This window comes from Stenotrophomonas sp. STEN083, from assembly GCF_056759195.1.
On the sequence record NZ_JBRRCU010000040.1, the window covers coordinates 1 to 21523 of the forward strand.

The following is a 21523-nucleotide window of genomic DNA, read 5'->3' on the forward strand; positions in this document are numbered from 1 at the left end:
CCGGGGGTCACCGCCCCGCCATTTTTTGTTTTTTGCACAACCAACCCCACTCGCCCCGGGGGCCCCGGGGGCCCCCGCCAACCCCGTGTTGGGGCGGCCGGTTTTTCGGGGGTCACCGCCCGTTGCCGGCCTGATGATTCGCACTTCGGCGTGCTCGTAGCCGATCCAGATCAGTCCAGCATACCCAGTTGCAGGGAGCGGTCAGCCAGCTTGGTTTCCCGCCTGCTACGTCTGCGCTTCCACTGGATCGCCAAGATTCTGACGCAGGCCATTGCTCCGGCCGCTTGCGACAGTGCCTGACCAACCTTGCAACTGACACGCCATCGCCGATGAAAGTATGATGTACCGGTCAGCAAGCATAGCGGCCAGCCGACCACCCCGTGCCGGCGCTGAGCGCCGTGGAGAAGTCCCATGCCGCTGTTGTCGAATCCTTGGCCATGCTGGCGGAAGCAGCAGCGCCATGCGCCCGCCCTGCCCCGCACCACGCCTGCATGCACGTCACAGCTGCGTGGCGCCGTCGGCTGCCAGCACTGATGACTGCGCCAAGCTCGCGCCTGATTGACGCCTTCCTCGGCCTGTACAGCGAGTTGAAGCGGCACCTGCGGCGGCGTACTGGCGACAACACCCGTGCCGAAGAGGTGATGCAGGAAACCTATCTACGCCTGCTGGAGACCGACAGCCGTCAGCAGCAGGAGCGGATCCGCGACCAGCGCGCTTTCATCTTCCGCGTCGCCGGCAACCTCGCCATCGATGTGGCGCGACGCGAGCAGCGCGCAGGCGGCAGCGGCGAGCCCGATCCGCAGCAGGCCGACCCTGTCGCGAACCCGGAGCGCAACGCCATTGCCCAGGACCGCCTGCGGCAGCTGGACAACGCCTTGCGCGAGCTCCCGCCCAATGCGCGCTTGGCCTTGCTGCTGTTCCGCGTCGACGGCCTGTCGCATGCACTGATCGCGCGCCGCCTTGGCGTATCGGAGAGCATGGTGGCCAAATACCTGGCGCAGGCACTCCGGCATTGCCGCGACCGCTTGGGGCCACCCTGAGGGCGAAGCTGGCAGATGATCGCTGTGGCAACTGCAACTTTGGCCTTTGCGAAACGTCTTATACGTAGACAACCCCTCTCTCAGCGCAGCCCCCAGCCACGCCACGATGTTCGACCGCTTCCGAATCCGCAACAACGCGCTCAACGACGAATCCATCCAGTGGGCAATCCGTCTGGGTGTGCGCCCGTCTGCGAGCGATAGAGCAGCGTTCGAGCGCTGGTGCCAGCGCTCCCCCGCGCATGTGGAGGCTGCACGGCAGGCGTTCGCGCTGCTCGACGACGTTGGTAACACCGCGCTTTCGGCCGAGCACCGCCATTGGGTGCAGGCGCTGACACCGGCGCCGCGCAGGGTCAGCCGTCGCGCGATGCTGGCGGGTGGCTTGTCAGCAGTTGCAGTGGCCGGCGTGGTCGGTACTGGTCTGTTGGGGCCACTCAGCGGTGTACTTGCAGACCACAGCACCCGCATCGGCCAGCGGCGGCAGGCGTCGCTTGGCGACGGATCGACAGCCTGGCTCAACAGCGAAAGTGCGTTTTCGCAGACCTTCTCCAACGTCCGCCGCACCGTCTCGGTATCCGCCGGTGAACTGCTGTTCGACGTCGCGCCCGACCCGCAGCGGCCGTTCGTGATCGAGAGCCGCGATGGCAGCATCCATTGCAGCGTCGGTCGCTTTGCCTTGTACCGCGAGCCACGCCGCAGCATGCTGACCGTGGTCTCCGGCCTGGCCGAGCTGCGTAACCGAGCCGGCGCCAGTATCGAAATGATCCCCAACCAACGCGTTGCTTTCAGCGGCGACGTACTTGGCAAGGCTGAGAACGTCGACGCGGGTGCATTGACTGCCTGGGTACGCGGCAAGCTGATCTTCAATCAGCAGAGCGTGGCTGCCATTGCAGGCGAGCTGCAGCGTTATGTACCGGGACGTATCGTCGTCATTGGCGAGCCATTGCAGCAACTGCAACTCACCGGCGTGTTCGAACTGGATGACATCGATGCACTGCTGCGCAACATGGCTGCACTGGCCGGGGCGGAGCTGATCCGCCTGCCGCTGCTGACCTTGATCCGCTGAGCCACTGAGCCACTGAGCCACCGGCAAGCGCTGTAACCCTGCATCAGCCGCAACACGCAGGTACACGAAGCGTCAGGAAAAATTTTTGCTGCTGACGCTGCAAGTTTCGCCCGCGACGGCCGTCTATAGGAATGAGACTTATTCTCATAAAGTCAACGCCGGTGCATCCGCGCGTCCTCTTCCTATTTCTCCGTCGGATCCATGAGCCCTTTCAGCCCTCCTCGTCGTTCTTCGCGACTGCCCGCCCTGCTCGCCGTCAGCATCGCCCTGGCACTCAACGCACCGCTATATGCCGCCGCGCAGAGCAGCAGCGCCAGCGGTCCCAGTCAAAGCGTCGCATTCGATCTCCCCGCGCAGCCCCTGGACAGCGCATTGACGCGTCTGGCTGACCAAAGCGGCGTGCGCATCCTGTTTGTCTCCAGCGACGTCGGCGGGCTGCAGGGTGCGGCCATCAAAGGCCAACTCAGTGCAGCGCAGGCACTGGATCAACTGCTGGCCGGCAGCGGACTGGCCTGGCAATGGCGCGAACCCGGCACCGCCGTGGTGACACGCAGCGGCGCCGCTGCCACCGGCGCGAGTGCCCCCATCGTCACCGGCACCCTGAGCGTGACCGGCCAGCAAGGCATCGAGGCCACCGGCGCACAGCGCGATCTGCGTGGCCAGGACGATGTCTATGATCTGGACCTGTCCACTGCGTATCTCGGCCGCACCGAAATCGAACGCTACAAGGGCGCAACGCCCTCGGACCTGCTCAACGGCGTCGCCGGCGTGTTCAGTGGCGATGCCCGCAACAGCGGCGCGCTCGATGTGAACATCCGTGGTGTACAAGGACCCGGACGCGTGCCGGTCACCATCGATGGCACTGAACAGGCGGTTACCGCCTGGCGCGGCTACAACGGCATCGGCAACCGCAATTACGTCGACCCCAACCTGATCGGCGGCATGCAGATCTTCAAGGGCCCGTCGCTGACCCGCAACGTCACCACCGGCATCGGTGGCGGCGTGGTGATCAAGACACTGGACGTGGACGATGTGGTGCCGGAAGGCGAGTCGTTCGGCGGCGAGTTCAAGATCGAAGGCAGCAGCAATGCGGTGGCGCCGCGTTTGCCGGGCCGGCTGTACACCGGCATGAACCACCGCGACGTGCCGGAACTGGCCACCGGCAGCCCGGCCAACGACCCGACACTGCGCGTGCAACCGCACACCGGTGGCGGCGGTTACAACGTCTTCGATGGCGAGGACCACGCCTATCGGCTGGCATTGGGCTGGAAGTCGGACACGCTCAGCCTGTTCGGCGCCTACGCCTACCGCGACCGTGGCAATTACTTCGCCGGCAAGCGCGGCGCCGGCTACTACTCGCAGCCGGTGGAAAACATCGGCGCCGGCGACTACATCATCACCATGGCCAACCGCCTGCGCCCAGGCGACGAGGTGACCAATACCTCCAGCCAGATGGAATCGTGGCTGTTCAAGGCCACCTGGAACCCGACGCCCGACCAGGTGCTGCGCTTCGGCTACCGCGACACGCTGTCGCACTACGGCGAGATCATGCCGTCGCGCATCAACCGCACCGCGCTCGGCCTGCCGCAATGGTCACTGAGCCGGGTCGATTCCACCGCCTACAACCTGGAATACAAGTGGCAACCGCAGGGCAGCCGCTGGATCGACCTGTACGCCAACCTGTGGCGCACCGATACCGACAGCAATGCGAACACCGCCGGCAGCTACCCGAACTACTGGAATGCGGTGACCCAGCCGATCGTCATGAACGGCGCGCTGGATGATTCCACCAATACCCGCAACGGCCTGACCCTGAGCAATCTGTTCCGCCTCAGCGATACGCTGGACCTGACCGTCGGCAGCGACTTCCAGCACGAAAAGCTGCGCTCGCATGATGAGTACATCGGCCCCTCCGCGGCCTGGCGCATGTTCCCGCGTGCCGGCCGTCGCGAGGAATGGAATGCCAACTTCAACCTTGAATGGCGCCCGGTCGACTTCCTCAAGATCAATGCCGGTGCCCGCTACTCCTCGTACTGGGCGTACGACGATTTCCTCGCCGACCATCCGAACAAGTTCCTGGGCTCGGTATCCGGCTATCAGGCCAGCTACCGGACCCTGTCTGCGCAGGAGCGCAGCAATGCAGAGGCGCAGCTACGCGCCGGCCACCAGGTCTGCGCGGCGATGCCGTTCTACTGCGAGATGTTAGGTATTCCGGAAGGGATAAGCGAAGCAGACTACGTCGCCGCCAACATCAAATATGCTGCCAAAGAGAACACCCTCGAATGGCTCCCTGACGCCGAAGGTAGATTCCACCGCGCCGACAACCCCTGCAGCAACGGCGCGCTGGCCGGCGTAGCCGATCTGTTCGAGGGCGGGAACTGCAGGATCGGCTACACCGCCAACCCGATCGCTTCCAGGTACGCCGTGGCAAAGAAGCGTCGTGATAGTGGCTGGGCGCCGTCGCTTACCGTTACCGGCTTGTTCTCGGACTACAGCCGCGCCTACCTCAGCTATAACGAGGCACTGCGCTACCCCAACATGTTCGAGAGCGTCATCGCCTTCGGTGCCAGCGTCAGCCCGTTCCGCGACTTGAAACCCGAACACACCTACAGCTACGAGCTGGGCTACATCCAGGAGCTCGGGCATCTGTTGGGCGATGACACGATTGCCGACGTCAAGCTCAGCTATTACCACCGCCGCACCGATGACCTGATCGAGCGCGACAACAACTTCCTGTTCCGCAACATCGACAAACAGCTTGTGCAGGGCGTGGAGTTCCAGGGCCGTTATGACAATGGCCGCTTCTTCACCGACCTCGCCGTGGCGCATACGCTGAAGAACGAGGTCTGCGATGAACACACGGCCATCACCATCGACCCCAACGTCAGCGGCACGCCAACCTGTGTCGACCAGGGCTTCATCGGCAGCTGGCTGCTGACCCAGGCCTCGCCGGAAACTTCGGCCAACTGGTCGTTGGGTGGACGCTTCCTTGACAAGCGGCTCGAGCTGGGCGCGCGCGTCGTCTATTACCAGCGCCGCAAACCCAACCGCGACCTGGAGGCGTTTGCCGCCGTCACCAACCAGAACCTTGCCGTGTTCAACGTGCCGTTCTCCTGGGATACCACCTGGCTGTTCGATGCTTATGCCAGCTACCGCGTCAACGACACCGTACAGCTTGAGCTGATCGGCACCAACCTCTCCGACCGCTACTACGCCGACCCGGCCACCCGCTCACTGCTGCCTGCCCCGGGTCGCACGCTGAAGCTGAGCGTGACCGCGCGCTTCTGATCATCCCGTAGCAACAAGGAGTCCACCGCAACCCGAAACATCACTGCAGTTCCGCTTTTTCCTTCATCACATCAAGAGAGACATGATCATGAAAATGCACAAACGCATCTCCCAGCTCGCCCTCGCCCTGACCGTGGTTTCCGTGGCAGGCACTGCCGCAGCTGCCACCATCGTCGGCGCCCAGACCGCCGGTACCGGAACGTCGTACGTCACGGTCGGTGTGTCACAGGTACCGTTCGGCCCGCATACCGCCGGCATCTCCGGCGTCGGTATTTCCAGCTATGCCGGTGGCACCAAGGTCGACTTCCAAGGTCTGACGCCTTCCAGCGCCGCCACCGCGCTGACTCCGAGCATGACCGTCTACCGCCTGCACGATCCGATCACTCCCGGCACCCCCGGCAACCCGAACGATCCGGCACACTTTGGCCTGGGTAGTTTCAGCTTCGTCAAGGTTGGCAGTGGCGATGTCTGGTTCGGCGAATGGTCGACCAACGGCAATACCGGCAGCCCGACCTACCAGAACCGTCAGGTCTATTACGTCGGTGACAAGACCGGCTATACCGCCGCCACCGGTACCGCGGTTGGCTACACGCTGACCGGCCTGCACCGCTACGGCGCCAACACCCACCTGACCGGTAGTTTGACCGCCAACTTCAGCAGCCGCACCTTCCACGGCGACCTGTCGATCGGCGCAACGCAGATCCGTCTGGGCACCAGCGGCAGCCAGATCGCGTTCGACACCAACGGTCACTTCGACGCCGCCAATGCCGGCCAGTGGGTGATCCCGGGCAATGTCGTATACGCCACCGGTACGGTGAAGGGCGATTTCTTCGGTGCTGGTGCGGCCGCCGTCGCCGGCATCGTCGATTTTGGCAACCCGGCAACAAACATCGCTTGGGGCGGCACCAAGAACTGACGGATAAGCCTGTCCGTCAACTGCTGTAATTCAACTGCTACCGGCAAGGACCAGCCAGCGTCCGCCAATCCTTGCCTCCCTCGATGGCCATTGCATGCATTCTCGTTCTTCAACCGGTTGCCGACGCCGGCCCCTCTTCGCGCTTCCCGCCGCATTGCTGCTGGTGGGATTGTTGCTTCCCGTCGCCGGCGCCGCACAGGAGCAGGCTGATACCCGCCGCCTGCTTGACCAGCACATCGACCAACAGGCGCAGGCCCGCGAGCGTGAGCTGCTCAAGGACGAACTGGATGGCGAGCGCCCGACGCTGACCATCGATGGCCAGCGCCACGTCATTGGCCACAACGTCGACGACCTCGGTCGCGCCCTGTATCTGGCGCTGCAACAGCGGCAGTGGAACCTGGCGGCGCATTTCCTCAACGAATACCTGACCCTGCCCGACCACGACAAACTGCTGGTGCACTACGCGCAGGGCGGTTTGCTGCGCATTCAGGGCAAGCACGCGCAGGCGGCCACCGAGTACCGCGCCCTGCTCGCCCTGCAACCGGACTTCATGCCGGCACAGCTGGAGTTGGCGCGCACTTTGTTCGAAGACCAGCAGGACCGCGAAGCCGATGCGTTGTTCGCCGATGTCGGCACCAGCATTGACGCCAACGACCCGAAAACCGAAGGCGTGCGCACCACCATCGCCAGCTTTCGCCAGGCCTTGGCGCAGCGCGAGCGCTGGAGCGGCTCGTACGCGGCCGGACCCAGCTGGACCGACAACGCCAACCGCACCTCGGCCAGTCGCACTTGTCTATTGCTGCTGATCACAGGCGCCTGCCTGATCGAGCGCAAATTGCCCGAGGCCATCACCGCCACCGGCCTCGACTACGACGCCACCCTCAACAAGCGGCATGCGCTGCGCGGTCACCATGGTGTCTACCTGCGTGCAATCGCCTTTGGCCAGAACTACCGCGACAACAGCGCTTACAACGAACTCAATGCCACGCTGCAGGCTGGCTACAGCTTCCGAAGTGCGCGTCACAACGCAGCGCTTGCACCGTCGTTCGACTACTACGCGCTGGGCAACAGCGCCTTGTTTGGTGCACCTGGCGTGCATGCCGAATGGAGCTGGACGCCGGGGCGGCTGTCGATGCTGAAGCTGGAAGCTGACTGGAAAGATCTTCGCTATCGCCAACGCGATTACGCGCTCAATCTGGACGGCGTGCAGCGCACCGCCTCGGCCACCTACTTCCACAGTCTTGGCAGTGATTGGATGGTCTTCGGCGGCATCGATGCGCTGGATAGCGATTCGCGCGACCGTAGCAACAGCTATCGCTCGACAGGCGCGCGCATCGGCGCATCAATGCAATGGCCGGAAGGCTTCAGCCACACCCTGTTCGCCTCCTATCGCCGCCGCAGCTACGACCACTACAGCCCAATGCTTGGCGTGCGCCGCGATGACGCCGAACGCAACTACACACTGATCATCAAGGCCAATCGTTTCGCCTTCGCCGGCTTCACGCCCTTGCTGAGCCTTCGTTACAACGTGGTGTCCAGCAATGTCGACTGGCTCTACAGCTATGACCGCAGCTCCGCCAGCCTGAAGCTGGAACGCAGTTTCTGACCCCCACCGTCTCCTGCACTACCGGGAATTGCATATGAACCAGAACAGCAACGTCTTTTCGCGCAGCCAGCAGCTCAAGGCGGCCACCCACAGCACCCATGACAGCCTGGACAAGCGGGTCATGGCTGCGGACATCTTCGCCAATCGCGACAAGTTCGCGCGCTTCCTGCGCGTGCAATACCGCTTCCATCGCGATATCGATGCGCTCTATGCCCATCAAAGGCTGCTGGCATTGATTCCCGACCTTGCCGAACGCCGACGCCTGCCGAAGATCGCGAGCGATCTGCAGGATCTAGGCAGCGATATTCCAGCGCACAGCACGCCATTGGTGGCCCCTGACATCTCCCTGCCCAATGCCCTGGGTTGGCTGTACGTTGCCGAAGGCTCAAACCTCGGCGGCACCGTGCTGTTCAAACTGGCGCGCGACCGGCTGCAGCTGCATGCCGACTTCGGTGCACGCCACCTAGCCGCACATGCCGACGGCGCAGCTCGGCATTGGCGCAGCTTCACCGCCGCACTGGATGCGGCGCCACTGGCGGCCGAACAGGAAGCCTTGGTGGTGGAGGGTGCACGCGCAGCGTTCCAGAACGTGCGCGGCTATGTCGAAGACGAGCTCCAAACCGACCCGGTGCCGGTGCTCTGATGCGTTGGCTATGGTTCTGCGCAGGCTGCTGGATGCTGGCGCTTGGCATCATCGGCGCGCTACTGCCGGTGATGCCGACCACCATCTTCCTGATCCTGGCGCTGGCCTGCTTTGCGCGCTCCTCGCCACGGCTGGAGCGCTACCTGCTCCAACATCCCCGCTACGGCCACAGTCTGCGCCTATGGCGCGAGCAAGGCGCGGTAAGCACCAAAGGCAAGGCGTTTGCCGCGCTTGGCATGGCTGCGGGCTACCTGACTTTCCTCTGCACGGCGCACCCAGGCTGGAAGCTGGCGCTGGGCATCGGCTTGTTCTTCATCGCCAGCGCCAGCTACGTGCTGTCGCGTCCCGCACCGCGTGCGCTCATCCACTGAGGATATCGATCATGCCCCTGACAACATCCGGCGGTCTGCCGCTACCAGCCCGCAACATCCATTCGGCGATACTGCGCGGCGCCGGCATTCGAGTGACATCGGCGCGGATCGCAACCTTGCGTCTGGCGCCCTTGGTACTGGCCGCACACGGTCGCCTCAGCCCGCAACTATTGCACGCTGCAGCCTTGCAACAGGGCGACATGCATGTCTCCACCAGCGCCTTCTACAACACCTTGTCGGCGCTGGGAGCAGCTGGTTTGCTGCCCTCCCTCCAGCAAACAGATATGCCATCGGCAGCCGACCACGCGACCATCCAGGAGCACGCATGACGATCAATCTGCCCAGCAATCTCAGCCCGTGGCAGATGTTCCTTCATGCCGACTGGGTGGTACAGACGGTGATGATCGGCCTGTCGATTGCCTCATTGGCAACGTGGACAGTGCTGGTAGCCAAGCGCCGACAGCTGCAGCACGAGGCGCGCAGCATGCAGAACGCACGCAGCGCGCTCGCGTCAGCGGAAAACCTGCCTGCAGCATTGGCGACGCCGGGACAAGAAAACACCATCGCTTCAGCCTTGCTGGCCGAGGCGCAGGACGAGTTGCAACGCTCGCCGAGCGCTGGCAATACCGATGGCATCAAGGAGCGCGTCGGCTCGCGCCTGCAGCGCATCGAACTCGCGCATGCACGCCAGCTGCGCAGTGGTACCGGGCTGCTGGCGACCATTGGTGCCACCGCGCCCTTCGTCGGCCTGTTCGGTACCGTGTGGGGCATCATGAACAGCTTCGTCGGCATCGCCCAGGCCAACACTACCAATCTGGCCGTGGTCGCCCCGGGTATCGCCGAGGCATTGCTGGCCACCGCGCTTGGGCTGGTCGCGGCGATCCCCGCGGTGGTCATCTACAACCAGCTGAGCCGTCAGCTTGCAGCGCTGCGCGGCGACAGCGGCGACCTGTCAGCCAGCGTGCAGCAGCTGGTATCGCGCGACCTCGACCGCCACGCCTTCAACCCATCCGGAGCACCGTGAGCATGGCGATCAGGACCGACGAGCAGGACGATGTCCCCGATGAGAACCACGAGATCAACGTCACGCCCTTCATCGACGTGATGCTGGTGCTGCTGATCATCTTCATGGTCGCCGCGCCATTGGCCACCGTGGACGTCGCCGTCGATCTGCCGGCATCCACGGCGCAGCCGCAAGCGCTGCCGATGAGCCGGTATACCTGACCGTGCAGCAGGACCTGTCGCTGCGCTTGAACCAGGACCCGGTCACTGCACCGACCCTTGCCGCAGCACTGGATGCACTCACTGCCGCCAACCGCGAGCAGCGCATCTTCGTGCGCGCCGACAAGGGTGTCGCTTACGGCGACTTGATGGACACCTTGAACAGCCTGCGTGCTGCCGGCTACCTGAAGGTGGCCTTGGTCGGGCTGGAGTAGGCCGCGCCGTGAACTGGACACCACATGCGGCCGAGGGCCCACGCTGGGGTCGCAGCCTGTGCGTCGTGCTTGGCGTTCATGCACTGGTGGTGGGCGCCGCGGCGGTCTGGTCATCGTGGTCGCCGCCACCCGCGCCGCCGTCGCCTCCGCAAGCAGTGATGGTGGAGCTGGCGCCGCTGCCGAGCGCCCCCCCGGTGCCGCCCACGGATCTGGCACCGGGGCCGCTGCAGCAGGAACAGCAGCCGCAGCCCGTGCAGGCAGCGGCGACACCAACGGCGGCAGTTGCGCCGCCCTCACCCACCCAACCGGCAGATGCAGCGCTGCCACCGCCAGCCGCCGAGCGACAGCAACCTGCCTCAGTGGAAACTGCCGAGGTGCTGCAATCAACTGCGCCACCCAGCGTGCAGGCTCCCAGTGGCACCCGCTATGCCGCCCGGCAATCTTCGACCGGTGCTGACACACCGTCACAGGCCAACTGGCAGGCGTTGGTGCTGGCGCATCTGCAGCGCTACAAGCGTTATCCGCGCGCAGCGCAGCGGCGTCGCAGTGAAGGCGTGAGCCTGATCGAGTACGCGGTAGACCGCAGCGGCGGCGTGCAGTGGGCACGGCTTGCCCGCAGCAGTGGCAATGCCTTGCTGGATGGCGAGGCGCTCGCCGCCGTGCAGCGCGCCAGCCCGTTACCGTCGCCACCAGATGAGGTACCCGGCGATCCAGTGCAGATCACCACGCCCGTGGAGTTCTTCATTCGCTGACAGCAGCTGCGTCGGATTCGCTTCCGTTCGCTTGCCGCGAACGCATCACCATCGTCGTTGTTGGCAACCAGCGGCGTCTGCAAACAGAAAGCCCGCCCGGATCCACATCCGAGCGGGCTTTGTCATTGCATGCGGCGCTTTCAAATACACCGCACTGGGTCAGAACCGATAGTTGAAACTCGCCTTCAGCGTGCGTCCCGGCGCCAGCATGGACGAACGGGTCAGCGGATCGATGTAGTACAGGTTACCCAGGTTGGTACCCACCACTTCGACCGTGGCGCGGTCATTGACACGCCACGTGGCGTAGGCGTCATACGTGGTGATGCGGCCCCATTGCAGCGGCGTGTTGAGGTAATAGGAAATCGTCGCCGACTGGTTGCCGTAGTTGTCCTTGAACACGCTCTCCTGCGGCGCGTGGTGGACGATGCGGCTGCCAAGCTCCAGCTTGCCGTCGAACAGGCGCGTGCCCACCGTCCAGTTGAAGGTGTAACGCGGGATGGCCATGGTCACCAGGTAGCCGCCGACGAAGCCGGTTTCCACGCAGTTGGAAACGCCACCGGTGTTGTCCAGCAACATCGCGGTGTGCTCATCGCAGACACGGTTTTCCAGATTCCAGGCACCGCTGATGTCGGTGAAGAAGCGGCCGTTGTCGAAGCGGCCCTGCACCTCGACGCCGCGAATGGTCTGCTCGTCGATGTTGGAGAAGGTCAGCTGCGGGCTGCGCTCGATCACGTCGCGGGTGCGGTGGTGGTAGTAGGCGATCTTCAGGTCCGCCAGCGGATTGCCATCCAGCATCTGACCGAAGTCCTGCACCCACGACAACTCGGTGTTGTAGGCATGTTCCGGCTTCAGTCCGTAACTGTCCTGGATGCTGGAGAAGCCAATCGTGCTTTCAAACAGCGCCGGGAAGCGTCGCACTTGGCTGTGGCGAAGATAGACGCGGCTGTGTTCGCTGAACTCATAGGTCGCCGCGAACGACGGCACCCAGCCAGCGCCACGCTGCCTGCGTGCGGTGTTGTCTACCGTGGCGAAGGGAATCAGCTCACCATTGACGCTCTGGCCCGGATAAGGCCCATCAGACCAGCACTTGCTGCTACCGCTCAGCACCACGTTGCTGAAGTCGATGGCGCCGTTGATGCAGGGATTGTCGGCGCGGTTGTAACGCCCCTGACCATCGTGCTTCCACAGCATTTCATTGTTGGCGGTGTAAGTGGTACGGCTGCGCACTTCGTCGAGGGAGGGGTTCAGCACTTCGGCGACAAACTGCTCACGCGTATACCCAAAGAATTCCTCATAGAAGGACCACTGGCTCTCCACCAGGCTGGTCATCTGCTCGACCGAGGTATCGATCTCGGCCTGGGTGTAGTGCTCCAGCGTGCTCCACTTCATCACCCGACCCGAGGACTCCTTGCTGCTGGTCGGCAACACGCCGGCCCGCTGCTGGCGGGCGAGGAACTCATCGAACGACTGCCAGTTCTGGTAGCGCACGCCCGCGCTGAGCAGCAGCTTGTCGATCGGCCGCCATTCAAACAAGGCGCTGAGATCATACTCACGGCGCCAGCCAGCGCGCGGCTTGCCACGCCAATAGCCGGTGATCTCCGGATCGTTATAGGCGTCCTTGGAGCTGAGGGTTTCCTTCTGCAGGTTGCCCCCGACCGTCAGGTCCAGGCTGTCGCTCAGCTGCATCTTGTTGTCGAACGAGAAGCCGGTGCGCGCGTTCTTGCTGTTGGCTACCGCGGTATTGCGGAAGTGGTCCGGGGTGACATAGACCTTGTCGACGTCGTTGTACCAGTTCATGCGATCGTTGGGCAGGCCGCCGCTGCTGTAGGTCGCGCTGTCGGTATCGGTGCGCCAGAGGTTGGCGCGCAGATCCACCCAGTCCAGCCCCGGGCGCCACTTGTATTCCAGGTTCACCGAGCGCGCATCCACCTGGCTCAGCGGCCACTGCGGGATGCCATCGGTGACCGTGCTGGCCCACTGGATGCGCGAAGGCATGATCTCGCCATAGCGCGACTGCGTGTCACGCACGTTGAGCTGCAGCACCTGGCTGTCGCTCAAACGCCAGGTGCCTTTGACCAACCACGATTCCATGCGGCTGGATGAGTTCAGAATCTCCGAACCCGGCACATAGACCTTGGCCAGGTACGGCACGTAGTCCCAGCTGTTGGTGGGCGCGTTGTCATAGAACGAACTGCCATGCTTGCCGGCGAAGTGGTTGCCCTTTTCGCGGAAAGCGTAGGCCGCCATCAGGTCGAAGTTTTCCTTGCGCAGGCCCAGCGCCAGACGCCACGCCTGGTCGTTGCCAAAGCTGCCGCTGCCACTGGTACGCGGATGCTGATACAAGGTCGGGTCGTAGAAATTGACCTGGCTGGCGGGGAAACCCGGCACGCTGCCCAGCGGCTTGCCGGTCAACAGAGTCGGCAACTTCGGATCGATGGCGTTGTCGCTGGCCTCCATCTTCAACTCACCGCCGAAGCTCTCGCCTTCCAGCAGGATGTCGTCGACGTCCAGCGTCTTGATCTGCACCGCGCCGCCCACCGAGGTGTTGGCACCGCGCAGCATCGCCGGGCCCTTGATGACCTGCATGCCGCCAATCAGGCTGGGATCGATGTAGTTGCGGTTGTTGGCGCCCATGTAGCCGCGCCAGACCGTCAGTGCTTGCTCGGTGCCATCGATGGTCAGTGGCACGCGGCCCGGGCCCTGGATGCCGCGGATGTTCGGGTCCAGCGCGCCGCTGTTGCGGGCATCGCCGCTATAGACGTTGACCATGCCCTTGAAGATATCGGCCGGCGCAGCGCCCTTGTAGCGTTCGATCTGCTCGCGCCCGGCGTAGACGGTGGACAGGTCCAGATCGTAGACATCGTCGTAGCCGCGCTCATCGCGTTCGATGCCGGTGGGATCGGCCGAGCGCTCGCCACCAACCCGCAGCGTACCGATCACCACGGCATCACCGTCAGTGCTCGCCACGCGCTGGATGCTCCATGCGCCCGGGCTGACTTCGCGCGCCGTCAGGTCCGTGCCCTGCAGCAGTCGCGCAAGCGCTGCGCGCACCGTATAGCGGCCCTGCAAAGCGGGCGCGGAGCGGCCCGCGGCCAACGCCGGGTCATAGCTCAACGAGACACCGGCGGCGGTCGCCGTGTCATTCAATGCCCGCGCCAATGGCGCGGCCGGAAGATTGAAGCTCACATTGCTTTCGCCAACAGCGGTTGCGCCGTTCTGGGCGAAGGCCAGCTGCGGCAATGGCAGCGAAAGCGCGACCAGGCAGGCCAGGGCCAGCGAGGTGCGGACAAGAGGAGGACGCGAAGACATGGCGGGGGTCCGTGACAGAAAGGAATTGAAAGGATTCACTTCCTTGCCCGGCCAACCGGCAAAAAGGGACATCCCGGTCTCAGGCGGAGTCGACCATCACCCACAAACGACTGCGGTAGCGCACCCGCAGCGGGAACCCCGCCTGCAACAGGGCGAGCACGGTATCGGTATCGTCCAGCTGGAATACACCGGACACCAACAGCCCGGCTATCTCCGGATCACAACGCACGACGCCGCTGCGGTAACGCGCCAGCTCGGACAACAATTCCCCCAGCTGCATGGCCTCGGCATGCAGCACGCCTTGTACCCAAGCCAGGCTGTTGCGCTGTAGCGCAGTGGCCGCGCTGATGCCCGTCGCGTTGAAGACCGCCTGTTGACCTGCGCTAACCACCTGCGTGACATCGCCGCGATCGCCGAGGCGGATCCGCACTGCGCCCTGCTCCACCGCCACCCGCGCATGGTCATCCCACATCCGCACGGCGAAGCGCGCGCCCATGGCGAGCAATTGCGCGTTACGCAGCTGCAGCAGCAACGGTCGTGCTGGAAGGCGATCATCGGCTGCCGCCTCTAGCAGCAGTTCGCCACGCAGCAATTGCACTTGCCGCACAGTCTCATTGAAGGTGACGGCGATCCGCGTATCGGTGTTGAGCTGCAGTTCGCTGCCATCTGCCAGGCGCAGCGCGCGCCTCTCACCGATGCCGGTGCTGCCGTCTGCAACAAGGTGTTGCCAAGGCTCGCGCTGCCACGCCAGACGCGCCAGCGGCGCGCCGACCATCATTCCTGCGATGGCCGCCAACGCGGCGCGGCGGCCCTGCCGAGTACGGCGAGCTTGCTGCAGGGGCGCACTGCCTACCGCACCGGGCACATCGTCGAGCAAACCGGTCAAGCGCTCCGCACGTTGCCAAGCACGCGCATGCATGTCGTTGCTGGACAGCCAGCGCTGCCAGGCCGCGCGCTCCTTGGCATCGAGATCGCCTTCGCGGAAACGCAGCAGCCATTCAGCTGCTTCGTGCAGCACGGGTGCGGGAATCGGCGTGTCGGTCGTGGCCAAAGGTTCCCGCATACGGATCAGTCCATCGCCTCGAGGCAGGCCGCCAGCGCCAGCACGATGTCGCGCTTGATGGTGCGTTCGGTGACGCCCATGCGCTCGGCGATCACCGCATAGGTAAGCCCATCCAACTGCGACAACAGGAAAGCCTCACGTGCCCGCGCCGGCAATGCATCCAGCATGCGGTCGATGCGCAGCAGCGCCTCCATCGCGATCTGCCGCTGCTCTTCATCAGGCACCAGGCACTCAGGCAAGCTTGCCAGCACCTCCAGCCATGCCCGCTCCAGCGCGCGGCGTTGCCACAGGTTGATGACCAGCCCATTGGCAATCCGGGTCAGGTAGGCACGCGGCTGCTCCAGCGCTGGCAGCTGTGGCTTCTGCAGCAGGCGCACGAAGGTGTCCTGCGCCAGATCCGCCGCCGCCTCATCCGCGGACATGCGCCCCCGCAGCCACTGCAACAACCACCCATGGTGCGCGACGTACAGGCCCTGCAGGGAATCAGGCGCCGGTGCCGGCGAAGCGTTGACCATGGGCAGATATTGAGAATAGGAATCACTATCATCCGATAAATCGGGGGTTGCACGCAAACTTGGCTTACCGACCGGGAACGGCAATAGCGGCTCCCGCCCAGCGCAGCGATACGGCGTACCGGCCAAGCCCGCCGCTCCAGGAACCCCATGAGCTTCGCGGCAACGCTGGCGGAATGGGCGAGCAGGCTTGTTGTTGTCGGCAATACCGCGCGAATGATCTGCCCAAAAACGCCGCGCCGGCGGAGCTCCCCGCGCCCGGCCGGGCAGCGGATGGTCTCTCGCTTTTTCTTGAACGATATATTATAACATTCCAATTTCAACGGGGATGATCCATGCGTCAACACGTACTTGCAGCCGCCGTGCTGCTCGCTGTCCAGAGCGCCTACGCTGCGGACGACACCACCCTGCCCACCGTCAAGGTCCGGGCAGACAAGGCTTCGAGGATCGACAGCATCGTTGTCGTCGAGAACTCCAATACGCAGAACCGGACCTTGGGCGGGATGCTGGAACACGTGCCCGGCGTGCAGAACAGCGCCTTCGGCCCGAACGCCGGCGCGCCGGTCATCCGCAGCCTGGGCGGCAACCGCGTGCAGGTGCTGGAGGATGGCCAGTCCATCCTCGGCATGAACGCGCTCAGCGGTGATATCGCCATTCCCTTCGATCCACTGTTCGTACGCAGCGTCAGCGTCAACAAGTCATCGGACAGCGTCCGTCACGGCGGCAACGCGATCGGCGGCAGCGTCGATGTCGACTCCGGCCTCATCTCCACCAAGATGGAGGACAAGGACCAGGAGATGGAGCTGGTGCTCCGGCAGGGCTTCAACGCCGCCGATGCGCAGGGCTTCCGGATGAACTTCAACAACCAGCGCAACTTCTCGACCAACCTGCAGATGTCGCACCAGCGCATCTCGCACTACGACATCCCCGGCAACAGCAAGGCCAGTGTCTGCGACAGCCAGCTGTTCCCAGCCGGCGGCGGGGTCAATAGCGGCCTGGCCGACAGCTGCCAGAAGGAGGCCCGCATCCAGCAGGTCTACAACAAGGCATCGCAGCCCTACATCGACCAGTTCATGACCGAAAACCCGGACTGGGCGGACGGCAGCTTCTCCTTTTATACCAACCAGCCGTCGTCGGTCTGGCAGGGCAAGACCTACGTGAATCCGGCAAACCCGGACTATGTGGCCGGCACACCTTCGTATGTGCAGAACAAGATCAACCGCGACGTCACCCCCAACTACCGCGGCACCCTGGGCAACAGCTACTTCCGCAACACAAACATTGCCGCCGGTTCGACCTACTTCTTCAACCGCGGCTATGTCGGCATCAGCATCGACGCCAAGGACAGCGAGTACGGGGTGCCGGGCTTCTCGATGGACAACCTGTCCTTCGGTGCCGACCACAGCCAGAGCCGCCCGGTCGGCGTGGTGCTCAAGCAGACCAAGTACGCGCTGCAGGCCAACGTGCAGGACCCATTCCCGCTGTTTGAAAGCGCTGACCTGCGCATGTCGCAGATCAGCAACACCTCGGCCGAACAGCTGGGGACAAGCAAGGCCAACGAGTACCAGTTCGATACCTACCAGGCCGAAGCGCTGCTTGCACAGCGCCGTGCCGGTCCGCTCAGCGGCCTGCTCGGGCTCAGCCAGCGCACGCGCGATATCAGCGGCAGCGGCACACTGCGCTACCTGCCCGATGTGCAGAGCGTGACCAATGCGGTGTTCCTGAAACAGAGCCTCGACTTCGCGGCGGCCTCCTTCGATGCCGGGTTCCGCCACGAGCGCGTGGATCATGACATCCGCAGCAGTGCCTTCAAGACCTCGCGCAACTCGCCCAACACGAAACTGGAAGACAGGTCATTCACGCTCAACAGCTACACCTTTGGCGCGCTTGTAGCGCTAGGAAGCCACCTCAGCGCCAAAGCCCGCTACGCGTCGTCGCAACGGGCACCGGACGTCAATGAGCTGTACGCCAGCAATGCCCACTACTCGGTCATGACCCAGGAAGAAGGCAACCAGAACCTGGAACCCGAGCGCGCGAAGAATGCCGAACTCGCCCTGCTGTTCAACAACCGCGGCTTCGACATCTCAGCGACCGGCTATGTCATGAAGTACGAGAACTATCTCTACCAGGGGTATTCCGGCCTGCAGACCGCCAATCGCCTGCCGCTGAAGTACTGGAAGCAGACCGACACGACGGTGAAGGGCTTCGAGATCGAGGTATCGCAGGCATTGGAACTCGGCCGCTGGGGTAGCTTGAACCTGTCTGCGTTCTCCGATCTGGTGAAGAACCGTGCAGACCATCCGGATTCACTGCGGGCGCACAACGACGGCGAGTACCTGCCCAACATGCCGACCAACCGCTATGGCGCCAATATCGGCTGGCAGAAAGGCGACTGGAAGGCCGGCATCTCCAGCACCTACTACGACAAGCAGAAGTACCTGGGGAAGAATGTCAGCGAGGAAGTCCCCCTGGATGGCTTCAACATGCTGGACATGCAGGTCAGCCGCCGCTTCCAGCCGCGTGGTGGCTACGTAAGCGCGATCGAGGTGTTCCTCAACGGCTCGAACCTGCTCGACGCAGAGGCACGTCCGCACAACTCACCGTTGAAATACATCGCGCCCCTGCCGGGCCGCGCATTCCAGCTTGGGTTGCGCATCAACCTCTGAGGGCCCGCTGCTGCCGCAACGCTCGGCATTGAAAGGCGGAAAAGCAGAAACCCCAGATCTCTCTGGGGTTTCTGACGTCTCGGTACCAGCCCGGACTTCAATCTGGCGCGCCCGGAGGGATTCGAACCCCCGACCAATGGCTTCGGAAGCCACTACTCTATCCGGCTGAGCTACGGGCGCATTGTGCTCCGGCCGGCTGAGCCGGGCGGACGCGCATTCTAACGGCAAAAGCGGCCGCAGGTCTGCCCCCACTTTTGGATCGCTGCAGTTGGGCGGGAAAAACCTGCCCAGCTGGTAACCTTTGCACATGAGCCGTCTCCCAACTACACCGTCCACCGCAGCTGGCACTTCGCGGTTCGGGCACTACTGGAAATTGATGCGCGCCGACCGCCCGATCGGCACCTTGCTGCTGCTGTGGCCTACCTGGTGGGCGCTGTGGCTGGCCGCCGATGGCCTGCCTCCGCTGTGGATACTGTTCGTGTTCAGCGCCGGCGTCTGGCTGACCCGCTCGGCCGGCTGCGTGATCAATGACTACGCCGACCGCTGGCTGGACCCGCACGTCAAGCGCACCAAGGACCGTCCACTGGCCACCGGCGCGATCTCCGGCCGCGCGGCGCTGCTGCTGTTCGCCGGTTTGATGCTGGTCGCGTTCTCACTGGTCCTGACCCTGAACGCCTTGACCATCGGGTTGAGCTTCATCGGCGTGTTCCTGGCCGCCAGCTACCCCTACCTGAAGCGCTACACACATCTGCCGCAGGTGTATCTGGGCATGGCCTTCGGCTGGGGCATCCCGATGGCCTTCGCCGCCATCCAGGGCGAGGTTCCGCCGCTGGGCTGGGTGCTGTACGCCGCCAACATCCTCTGGTCCACCGCCTACGACACCTGGTACGCCATGGTCGACCGCGACGATGACCTGAAGATGGGCTCGCATTCCACCGCCATCCTGTTCGGCGATCTGGACCTGGTGATCCAGGGCATCCTGTACGCCCTGTTCTTCGCTGCGATGGCGCTGGCCGGACAGCGCGCGGGCTTGGGCTGGGCGTATTGGGCCGGCTTCGGTATGGCGATGGCTTTGGTGGTTTATGAGTTCTGGCTGTGCCGCGACCGCGAGCGAGAGCCTTGCTTCAAGGCCTTCCTGCACAACAACTGGGTCGGCGCGGTGCTGTTTGCCGGCATTGTTGCCAGCCAGTATCTGGATTGATAAGAAACGGCCCGCACTGCGGGCCGTTTCTCTATTGCGGTGCCGTTGTCCCGTTGTAGGAGCGGCGTAAGCTGCGAAGCCCACAATGTCGGATGGCACAGCCCTCTCTGGATCTGATGGACTATCTGCTTCGCGGCTTACGCCGCTCCTACAAAATGCGACGTCACATCGCGCCGATGGACTTGCCCAGCGAGCGCAGGCGGAACGCGGCAACTATCTGCAGCGCGCCGTAGATCAAGGCCAGCACGCCGATCCACAGCGAGGTCACCGCCAGGCCGGCGATCGGGTTGAGTGCGAACATCACACCCAAGGCCACCGCCAGCAGGCCACTGACAATCAGCATCCATTCCCCCGTGATCTGCTTGCGCACGCGGATGGCGAACACGATGCGGTAGATGCCACCAACCACCAGCCAGGCGGCCAGGAACAGCAGCAGCACACTCGCCGTTGCCAGCGGGTTGATCACCGCCAACACGCCAAAGGCGATCGAAGCCAGCGCATAGAACAGCGCCCAACCACGCGATACCGGCGCCGAGCCATTGAAGGCCGAGACCAGAACCACCACGCCTTCAACAATGGCCATGATGCCAAGCCACCACGCCAGTACAGCCGCGGTGCGCACCGGTGCCATCACCGCCAGCACGCCAAATATCACTGCAAAAAGGCCGAACAGCAGCAGCACCCACCAGTTGCGCGTCAATGTGCCAAACAGCGATCCAGCAGGAAAACCCGGGGAAGCACCCATGTTTGTCTCCTCATGTTGAACAGGTGTAAAGGCCTTTCAATCCCAGTCTAGGCCCATAGCCGTAGTCATGGCATGTAGAGATGACACTCGATATTTCAAGCCAGTTGCGGCGCAGCTCCGGTGTTGTGATCACACAGGCGGCTATCACGGCACCCGCGCACAGACCCAGGCATCCACCCGCTGCACACCCGCGCGGTGGAGGGTAAGCGCCGCCGCATGCAAGGTAGCACCGGTGGTCATCACGTCATCAAGCAGCACTACATGCGACGGCAGCGCCCCCACGGCAATGAAAGCGCCACGCAGATTGCGCTTGCGTTGGGATGCGTCCAGCTCCGACTGCGGCTGGGTTGAACGCCGCCGATGCAGACCCCGACATAACGGCAACTGCAGCGCACGCGCCACCGGTTTGGCCAGTTCCCAGGCCTGGTCATAACCGCGTTGGCGCAGCCGTGACAGGTGCAGCGGTACCGGCACGATCGCCTGCGGGCGCTCGGCGTCGCGCACCGCATCCAGCAACAAGCTCGACAACAGTCGCCCGGCGCTGAGGTCATGGTGGAATTTGAACCGTAGCAACAAGCCGTCAACCGGCGCGCTATAGGTAAAGGCAGCCAGTACCGACTGCAGGGGCGAGCTCGAACGCTGGCAGGCACCGCACAATCCACCCGCGTCGGCACCAAGCAAGGGCAGCGCGCAACGCCGACACGCGGCGTGCTGCCAAGGCAGCCCGGCGCCACAGGCCTGGCACAGATCCCGCCCCGACACGCCGTCCTCGCCGCAGACCAGGCAGCGCGGAGGGAACAGCAGCGCCGACAGCCGGCCTCCGATCCTGTAAACCAGACTCTTCATTTGATGGTTGACAGCGATGTGTATGCTGACCAGACTGCGCCGCTTCCATCGCCCCATCTGTCAGGT

General features: G+C 63.9%; 19 protein-coding genes and 1 tRNA gene. 14 read left to right on the top strand and 6 right to left on the bottom strand.

All coding sequences use genetic code 11. From position 1 onward, the window contains the following. Positions 1–533 precede the first annotated feature (533 nt). The 12 genes from ACVOK8_RS12650 (at position 534) to ACVOK8_RS12705 (ending at position 11115) form a co-directional block, all read left to right on the top strand. Complete coding sequence (locus ACVOK8_RS12650) at positions 534–1040, top strand: RNA polymerase sigma factor (RefSeq protein ID WP_481567118.1); 507 nt, start codon at positions 534–536, stop codon at positions 1038–1040. A gap of 106 nt (positions 1041–1146) precedes the next feature. Beyond that, on the top strand, positions 1147–2103 hold the full coding sequence (locus ACVOK8_RS12655) for a FecR family protein (protein WP_481567119.1): 957 nt from the start codon (positions 1147–1149) through the stop codon (positions 2101–2103). Positions 2104–2304: 201 nt separating this feature from the next. Continuing rightward, positions 2305–5391: a TonB-dependent receptor gene (locus ACVOK8_RS12660; RefSeq protein WP_481567120.1), complete on the top strand. Its 3087-nt coding sequence runs from the start codon at positions 2305–2307 to the stop codon at positions 5389–5391. An 88-nt stretch (positions 5392–5479) separates the two neighbouring features. After that, positions 5480–6307, top strand: coding sequence for a HupA family protein (locus tag ACVOK8_RS12665; RefSeq protein WP_481508122.1), 828 nt, complete (start codon positions 5480–5482; stop codon positions 6305–6307). Positions 6308–6470: 163 nt separating this feature from the next. Continuing rightward, positions 6471–7913, top strand: a complete 1443-nt coding sequence (locus ACVOK8_RS12670) for a surface lipoprotein assembly modifier (protein ID WP_481567121.1) — start codon at positions 6471–6473, stop codon at positions 7911–7913. Between the two features lie 34 nt (positions 7914–7947). After that, positions 7948–8556 (top strand): biliverdin-producing heme oxygenase, encoded by a 609-nt coding sequence (locus ACVOK8_RS12675; RefSeq protein WP_481567122.1) that lies wholly within the window; start codon positions 7948–7950, stop codon positions 8554–8556. Beyond that, positions 8556–8927 carry a YbaN family protein gene (locus ACVOK8_RS12680; protein ID WP_481567123.1) on the top strand — a complete coding sequence of 124 codons (372 nt, stop codon included), beginning with the start codon at positions 8556–8558 and terminating at the stop codon, positions 8925–8927. Before ACVOK8_RS12675 ends, ACVOK8_RS12680 begins: the two co-directional genes overlap by 1 nt. An 11-nt stretch (positions 8928–8938) precedes the next feature. After that, complete coding sequence (locus ACVOK8_RS12685) at positions 8939–9256, top strand: hypothetical protein (RefSeq protein WP_481567124.1); 318 nt, start codon at positions 8939–8941, stop codon at positions 9254–9256. Continuing rightward, positions 9253–9951 carry a tonB-system energizer ExbB gene (gene exbB, locus ACVOK8_RS12690; protein ID WP_481567125.1) on the top strand — a complete coding sequence of 233 codons (699 nt, stop codon included), beginning with the start codon at positions 9253–9255 and terminating at the stop codon, positions 9949–9951. The genes ACVOK8_RS12685 and exbB overlap by 4 nt, the downstream gene beginning before the upstream one ends. Positions 9952–9953: 2 nt before the next feature. Beyond that, positions 9954–10151, top strand: coding sequence for a biopolymer transporter ExbD (locus ACVOK8_RS12695; RefSeq protein ID WP_481567126.1), 198 nt, complete (start codon positions 9954–9956; stop codon positions 10149–10151). Between the two features lie 2 nt (positions 10152–10153). Continuing rightward, the gene (locus ACVOK8_RS12700) at positions 10154–10363 is read left to right on the top strand and encodes a biopolymer transporter ExbD (RefSeq protein ID WP_481567127.1); all 210 of its coding nucleotides are present in this window, start codon (positions 10154–10156) and stop codon (positions 10361–10363) included. A gap of 8 nt (positions 10364–10371) precedes the next feature. After that, positions 10372–11115: an energy transducer TonB family protein gene (locus ACVOK8_RS12705; RefSeq protein ID WP_481567128.1), complete on the top strand. Its 744-nt coding sequence runs from the start codon at positions 10372–10374 to the stop codon at positions 11113–11115. Between the two features lie 159 nt (positions 11116–11274). Here ACVOK8_RS12705 and ACVOK8_RS12710 read toward each other — a convergent pair whose 3' ends face one another. The 3 genes from ACVOK8_RS12710 to ACVOK8_RS12720 all read right to left on the bottom strand — a co-directional run bounded on the left by ACVOK8_RS12710 (position 11275) and on the right by ACVOK8_RS12720 (position 16002). Beyond that, positions 11275–14424 carry a TonB-dependent receptor gene (locus ACVOK8_RS12710; RefSeq protein WP_481567129.1) on the bottom strand — a complete coding sequence of 1050 codons (3150 nt, stop codon included), beginning with the start codon at positions 14422–14424 and terminating at the stop codon, positions 11275–11277. A 79-nt stretch (positions 14425–14503) separates the two neighbouring features. Continuing rightward, the gene (locus ACVOK8_RS12715; RefSeq protein WP_481567130.1) at positions 14504–15487 is read right to left on the bottom strand and encodes a FecR domain-containing protein; all 984 of its coding nucleotides are present in this window, start codon (positions 15485–15487) and stop codon (positions 14504–14506) included. A 5-nt stretch (positions 15488–15492) separates the two neighbouring features. Further along, positions 15493–16002 carry a sigma-70 family RNA polymerase sigma factor gene (locus tag ACVOK8_RS12720; protein WP_481567132.1) on the bottom strand — a complete coding sequence of 170 codons (510 nt, stop codon included), beginning with the start codon at positions 16000–16002 and terminating at the stop codon, positions 15493–15495. 332 nt (positions 16003–16334) lie between these two features. Between ACVOK8_RS12720 and ACVOK8_RS12725 the strand changes: the two genes are divergently transcribed. Next, positions 16335–18665, top strand: coding sequence for a TonB-dependent receptor (locus ACVOK8_RS12725; RefSeq protein WP_481567133.1), 2331 nt, complete (start codon positions 16335–16337; stop codon positions 18663–18665). A 103-nt stretch (positions 18666–18768) separates the two neighbouring features. Here ACVOK8_RS12725 and ACVOK8_RS12730 read toward each other — a convergent pair. Beyond that, a tRNA-Arg gene (locus ACVOK8_RS12730) sits at positions 18769–18845 on the bottom strand. A gap of 127 nt (positions 18846–18972) precedes the next feature. Here ACVOK8_RS12730 and ubiA point away from each other — a divergent pair. Beyond that, on the top strand, positions 18973–19866 hold the full coding sequence (gene ubiA, locus ACVOK8_RS12735; RefSeq protein WP_481567134.1) for a 4-hydroxybenzoate octaprenyltransferase: 894 nt from the start codon (positions 18973–18975) through the stop codon (positions 19864–19866). 163 nt (positions 19867–20029) lie between these two features. On the opposite strand, the gene ACVOK8_RS12740 is transcribed toward ubiA, so the two are convergent. Together ACVOK8_RS12740 and ACVOK8_RS12745 are read right to left on the bottom strand one after the other, a co-directional pair. Continuing rightward, positions 20030–20611, bottom strand: coding sequence for an HdeD family acid-resistance protein (locus ACVOK8_RS12740; RefSeq protein WP_481567135.1), 582 nt, complete (start codon positions 20609–20611; stop codon positions 20030–20032). 144 nt (positions 20612–20755) lie between these two features. Then, positions 20756–21457, bottom strand: a complete 702-nt coding sequence (locus tag ACVOK8_RS12745) for a ComF family protein (protein WP_481567136.1) — start codon at positions 21455–21457, stop codon at positions 20756–20758. Between the last annotated feature and the right edge of the window lie 66 nt (positions 21458–21523).

Excerpts from the sequence above, each read along its gene's own strand:
- ACVOK8_RS12650 (WP_481567118.1), top strand. The coding sequence starts at position 534 with ATGACTGCGCCAAGCTCGCGCCTGATTGACGCCTTCCTCGGCCTGTAC.
- ACVOK8_RS12655 (WP_481567119.1), top strand. The coding sequence starts at position 1,147 with ATGTTCGACCGCTTCCGAATCCGCAACAACGCGCTCAACGACGAATCC.
- ACVOK8_RS12660 (WP_481567120.1), top strand. The coding sequence starts at position 2,305 with ATGAGCCCTTTCAGCCCTCCTCGTCGTTCTTCGCGACTGCCCGCCCTG.
- ACVOK8_RS12665 (WP_481508122.1), top strand. The coding sequence starts at position 5,480 with ATGAAAATGCACAAACGCATCTCCCAGCTCGCCCTCGCCCTGACCGTG.
- ACVOK8_RS12675 (WP_481567122.1), top strand. The coding sequence starts at position 7,948 with ATGAACCAGAACAGCAACGTCTTTTCGCGCAGCCAGCAGCTCAAGGCG.
- ACVOK8_RS12680 (WP_481567123.1), top strand. The coding sequence starts at position 8,556 with ATGCGTTGGCTATGGTTCTGCGCAGGCTGCTGGATGCTGGCGCTTGGC.
- ACVOK8_RS12685 (WP_481567124.1), top strand. The coding sequence starts at position 8,939 with ATGCCCCTGACAACATCCGGCGGTCTGCCGCTACCAGCCCGCAACATC.
- exbB (WP_481567125.1), top strand. The coding sequence starts at position 9,253 with ATGACGATCAATCTGCCCAGCAATCTCAGCCCGTGGCAGATGTTCCTT.
- ACVOK8_RS12695 (WP_481567126.1), top strand. The coding sequence starts at position 9,954 with ATGGCGATCAGGACCGACGAGCAGGACGATGTCCCCGATGAGAACCAC.
- ACVOK8_RS12710 (WP_481567129.1), bottom strand. The coding sequence starts at position 14,424 with ATGTCTTCGCGTCCTCCTCTTGTCCGCACCTCGCTGGCCCTGGCCTGC.
- ACVOK8_RS12715 (WP_481567130.1), bottom strand. The coding sequence starts at position 15,487 with ATGCGGGAACCTTTGGCCACGACCGACACGCCGATTCCCGCACCCGTG.
- ACVOK8_RS12720 (WP_481567132.1), bottom strand. The coding sequence starts at position 16,002 with ATGGTCAACGCTTCGCCGGCACCGGCGCCTGATTCCCTGCAGGGCCTG.
- ACVOK8_RS12725 (WP_481567133.1), top strand. The coding sequence starts at position 16,335 with ATGCGTCAACACGTACTTGCAGCCGCCGTGCTGCTCGCTGTCCAGAGC.
- ubiA (WP_481567134.1), top strand. The coding sequence starts at position 18,973 with ATGAGCCGTCTCCCAACTACACCGTCCACCGCAGCTGGCACTTCGCGG.
- ACVOK8_RS12740 (WP_481567135.1), bottom strand. The coding sequence starts at position 20,611 with ATGGGTGCTTCCCCGGGTTTTCCTGCTGGATCGCTGTTTGGCACATTG.
- ACVOK8_RS12745 (WP_481567136.1), bottom strand. The coding sequence starts at position 21,457 with ATGAAGAGTCTGGTTTACAGGATCGGAGGCCGGCTGTCGGCGCTGCTG.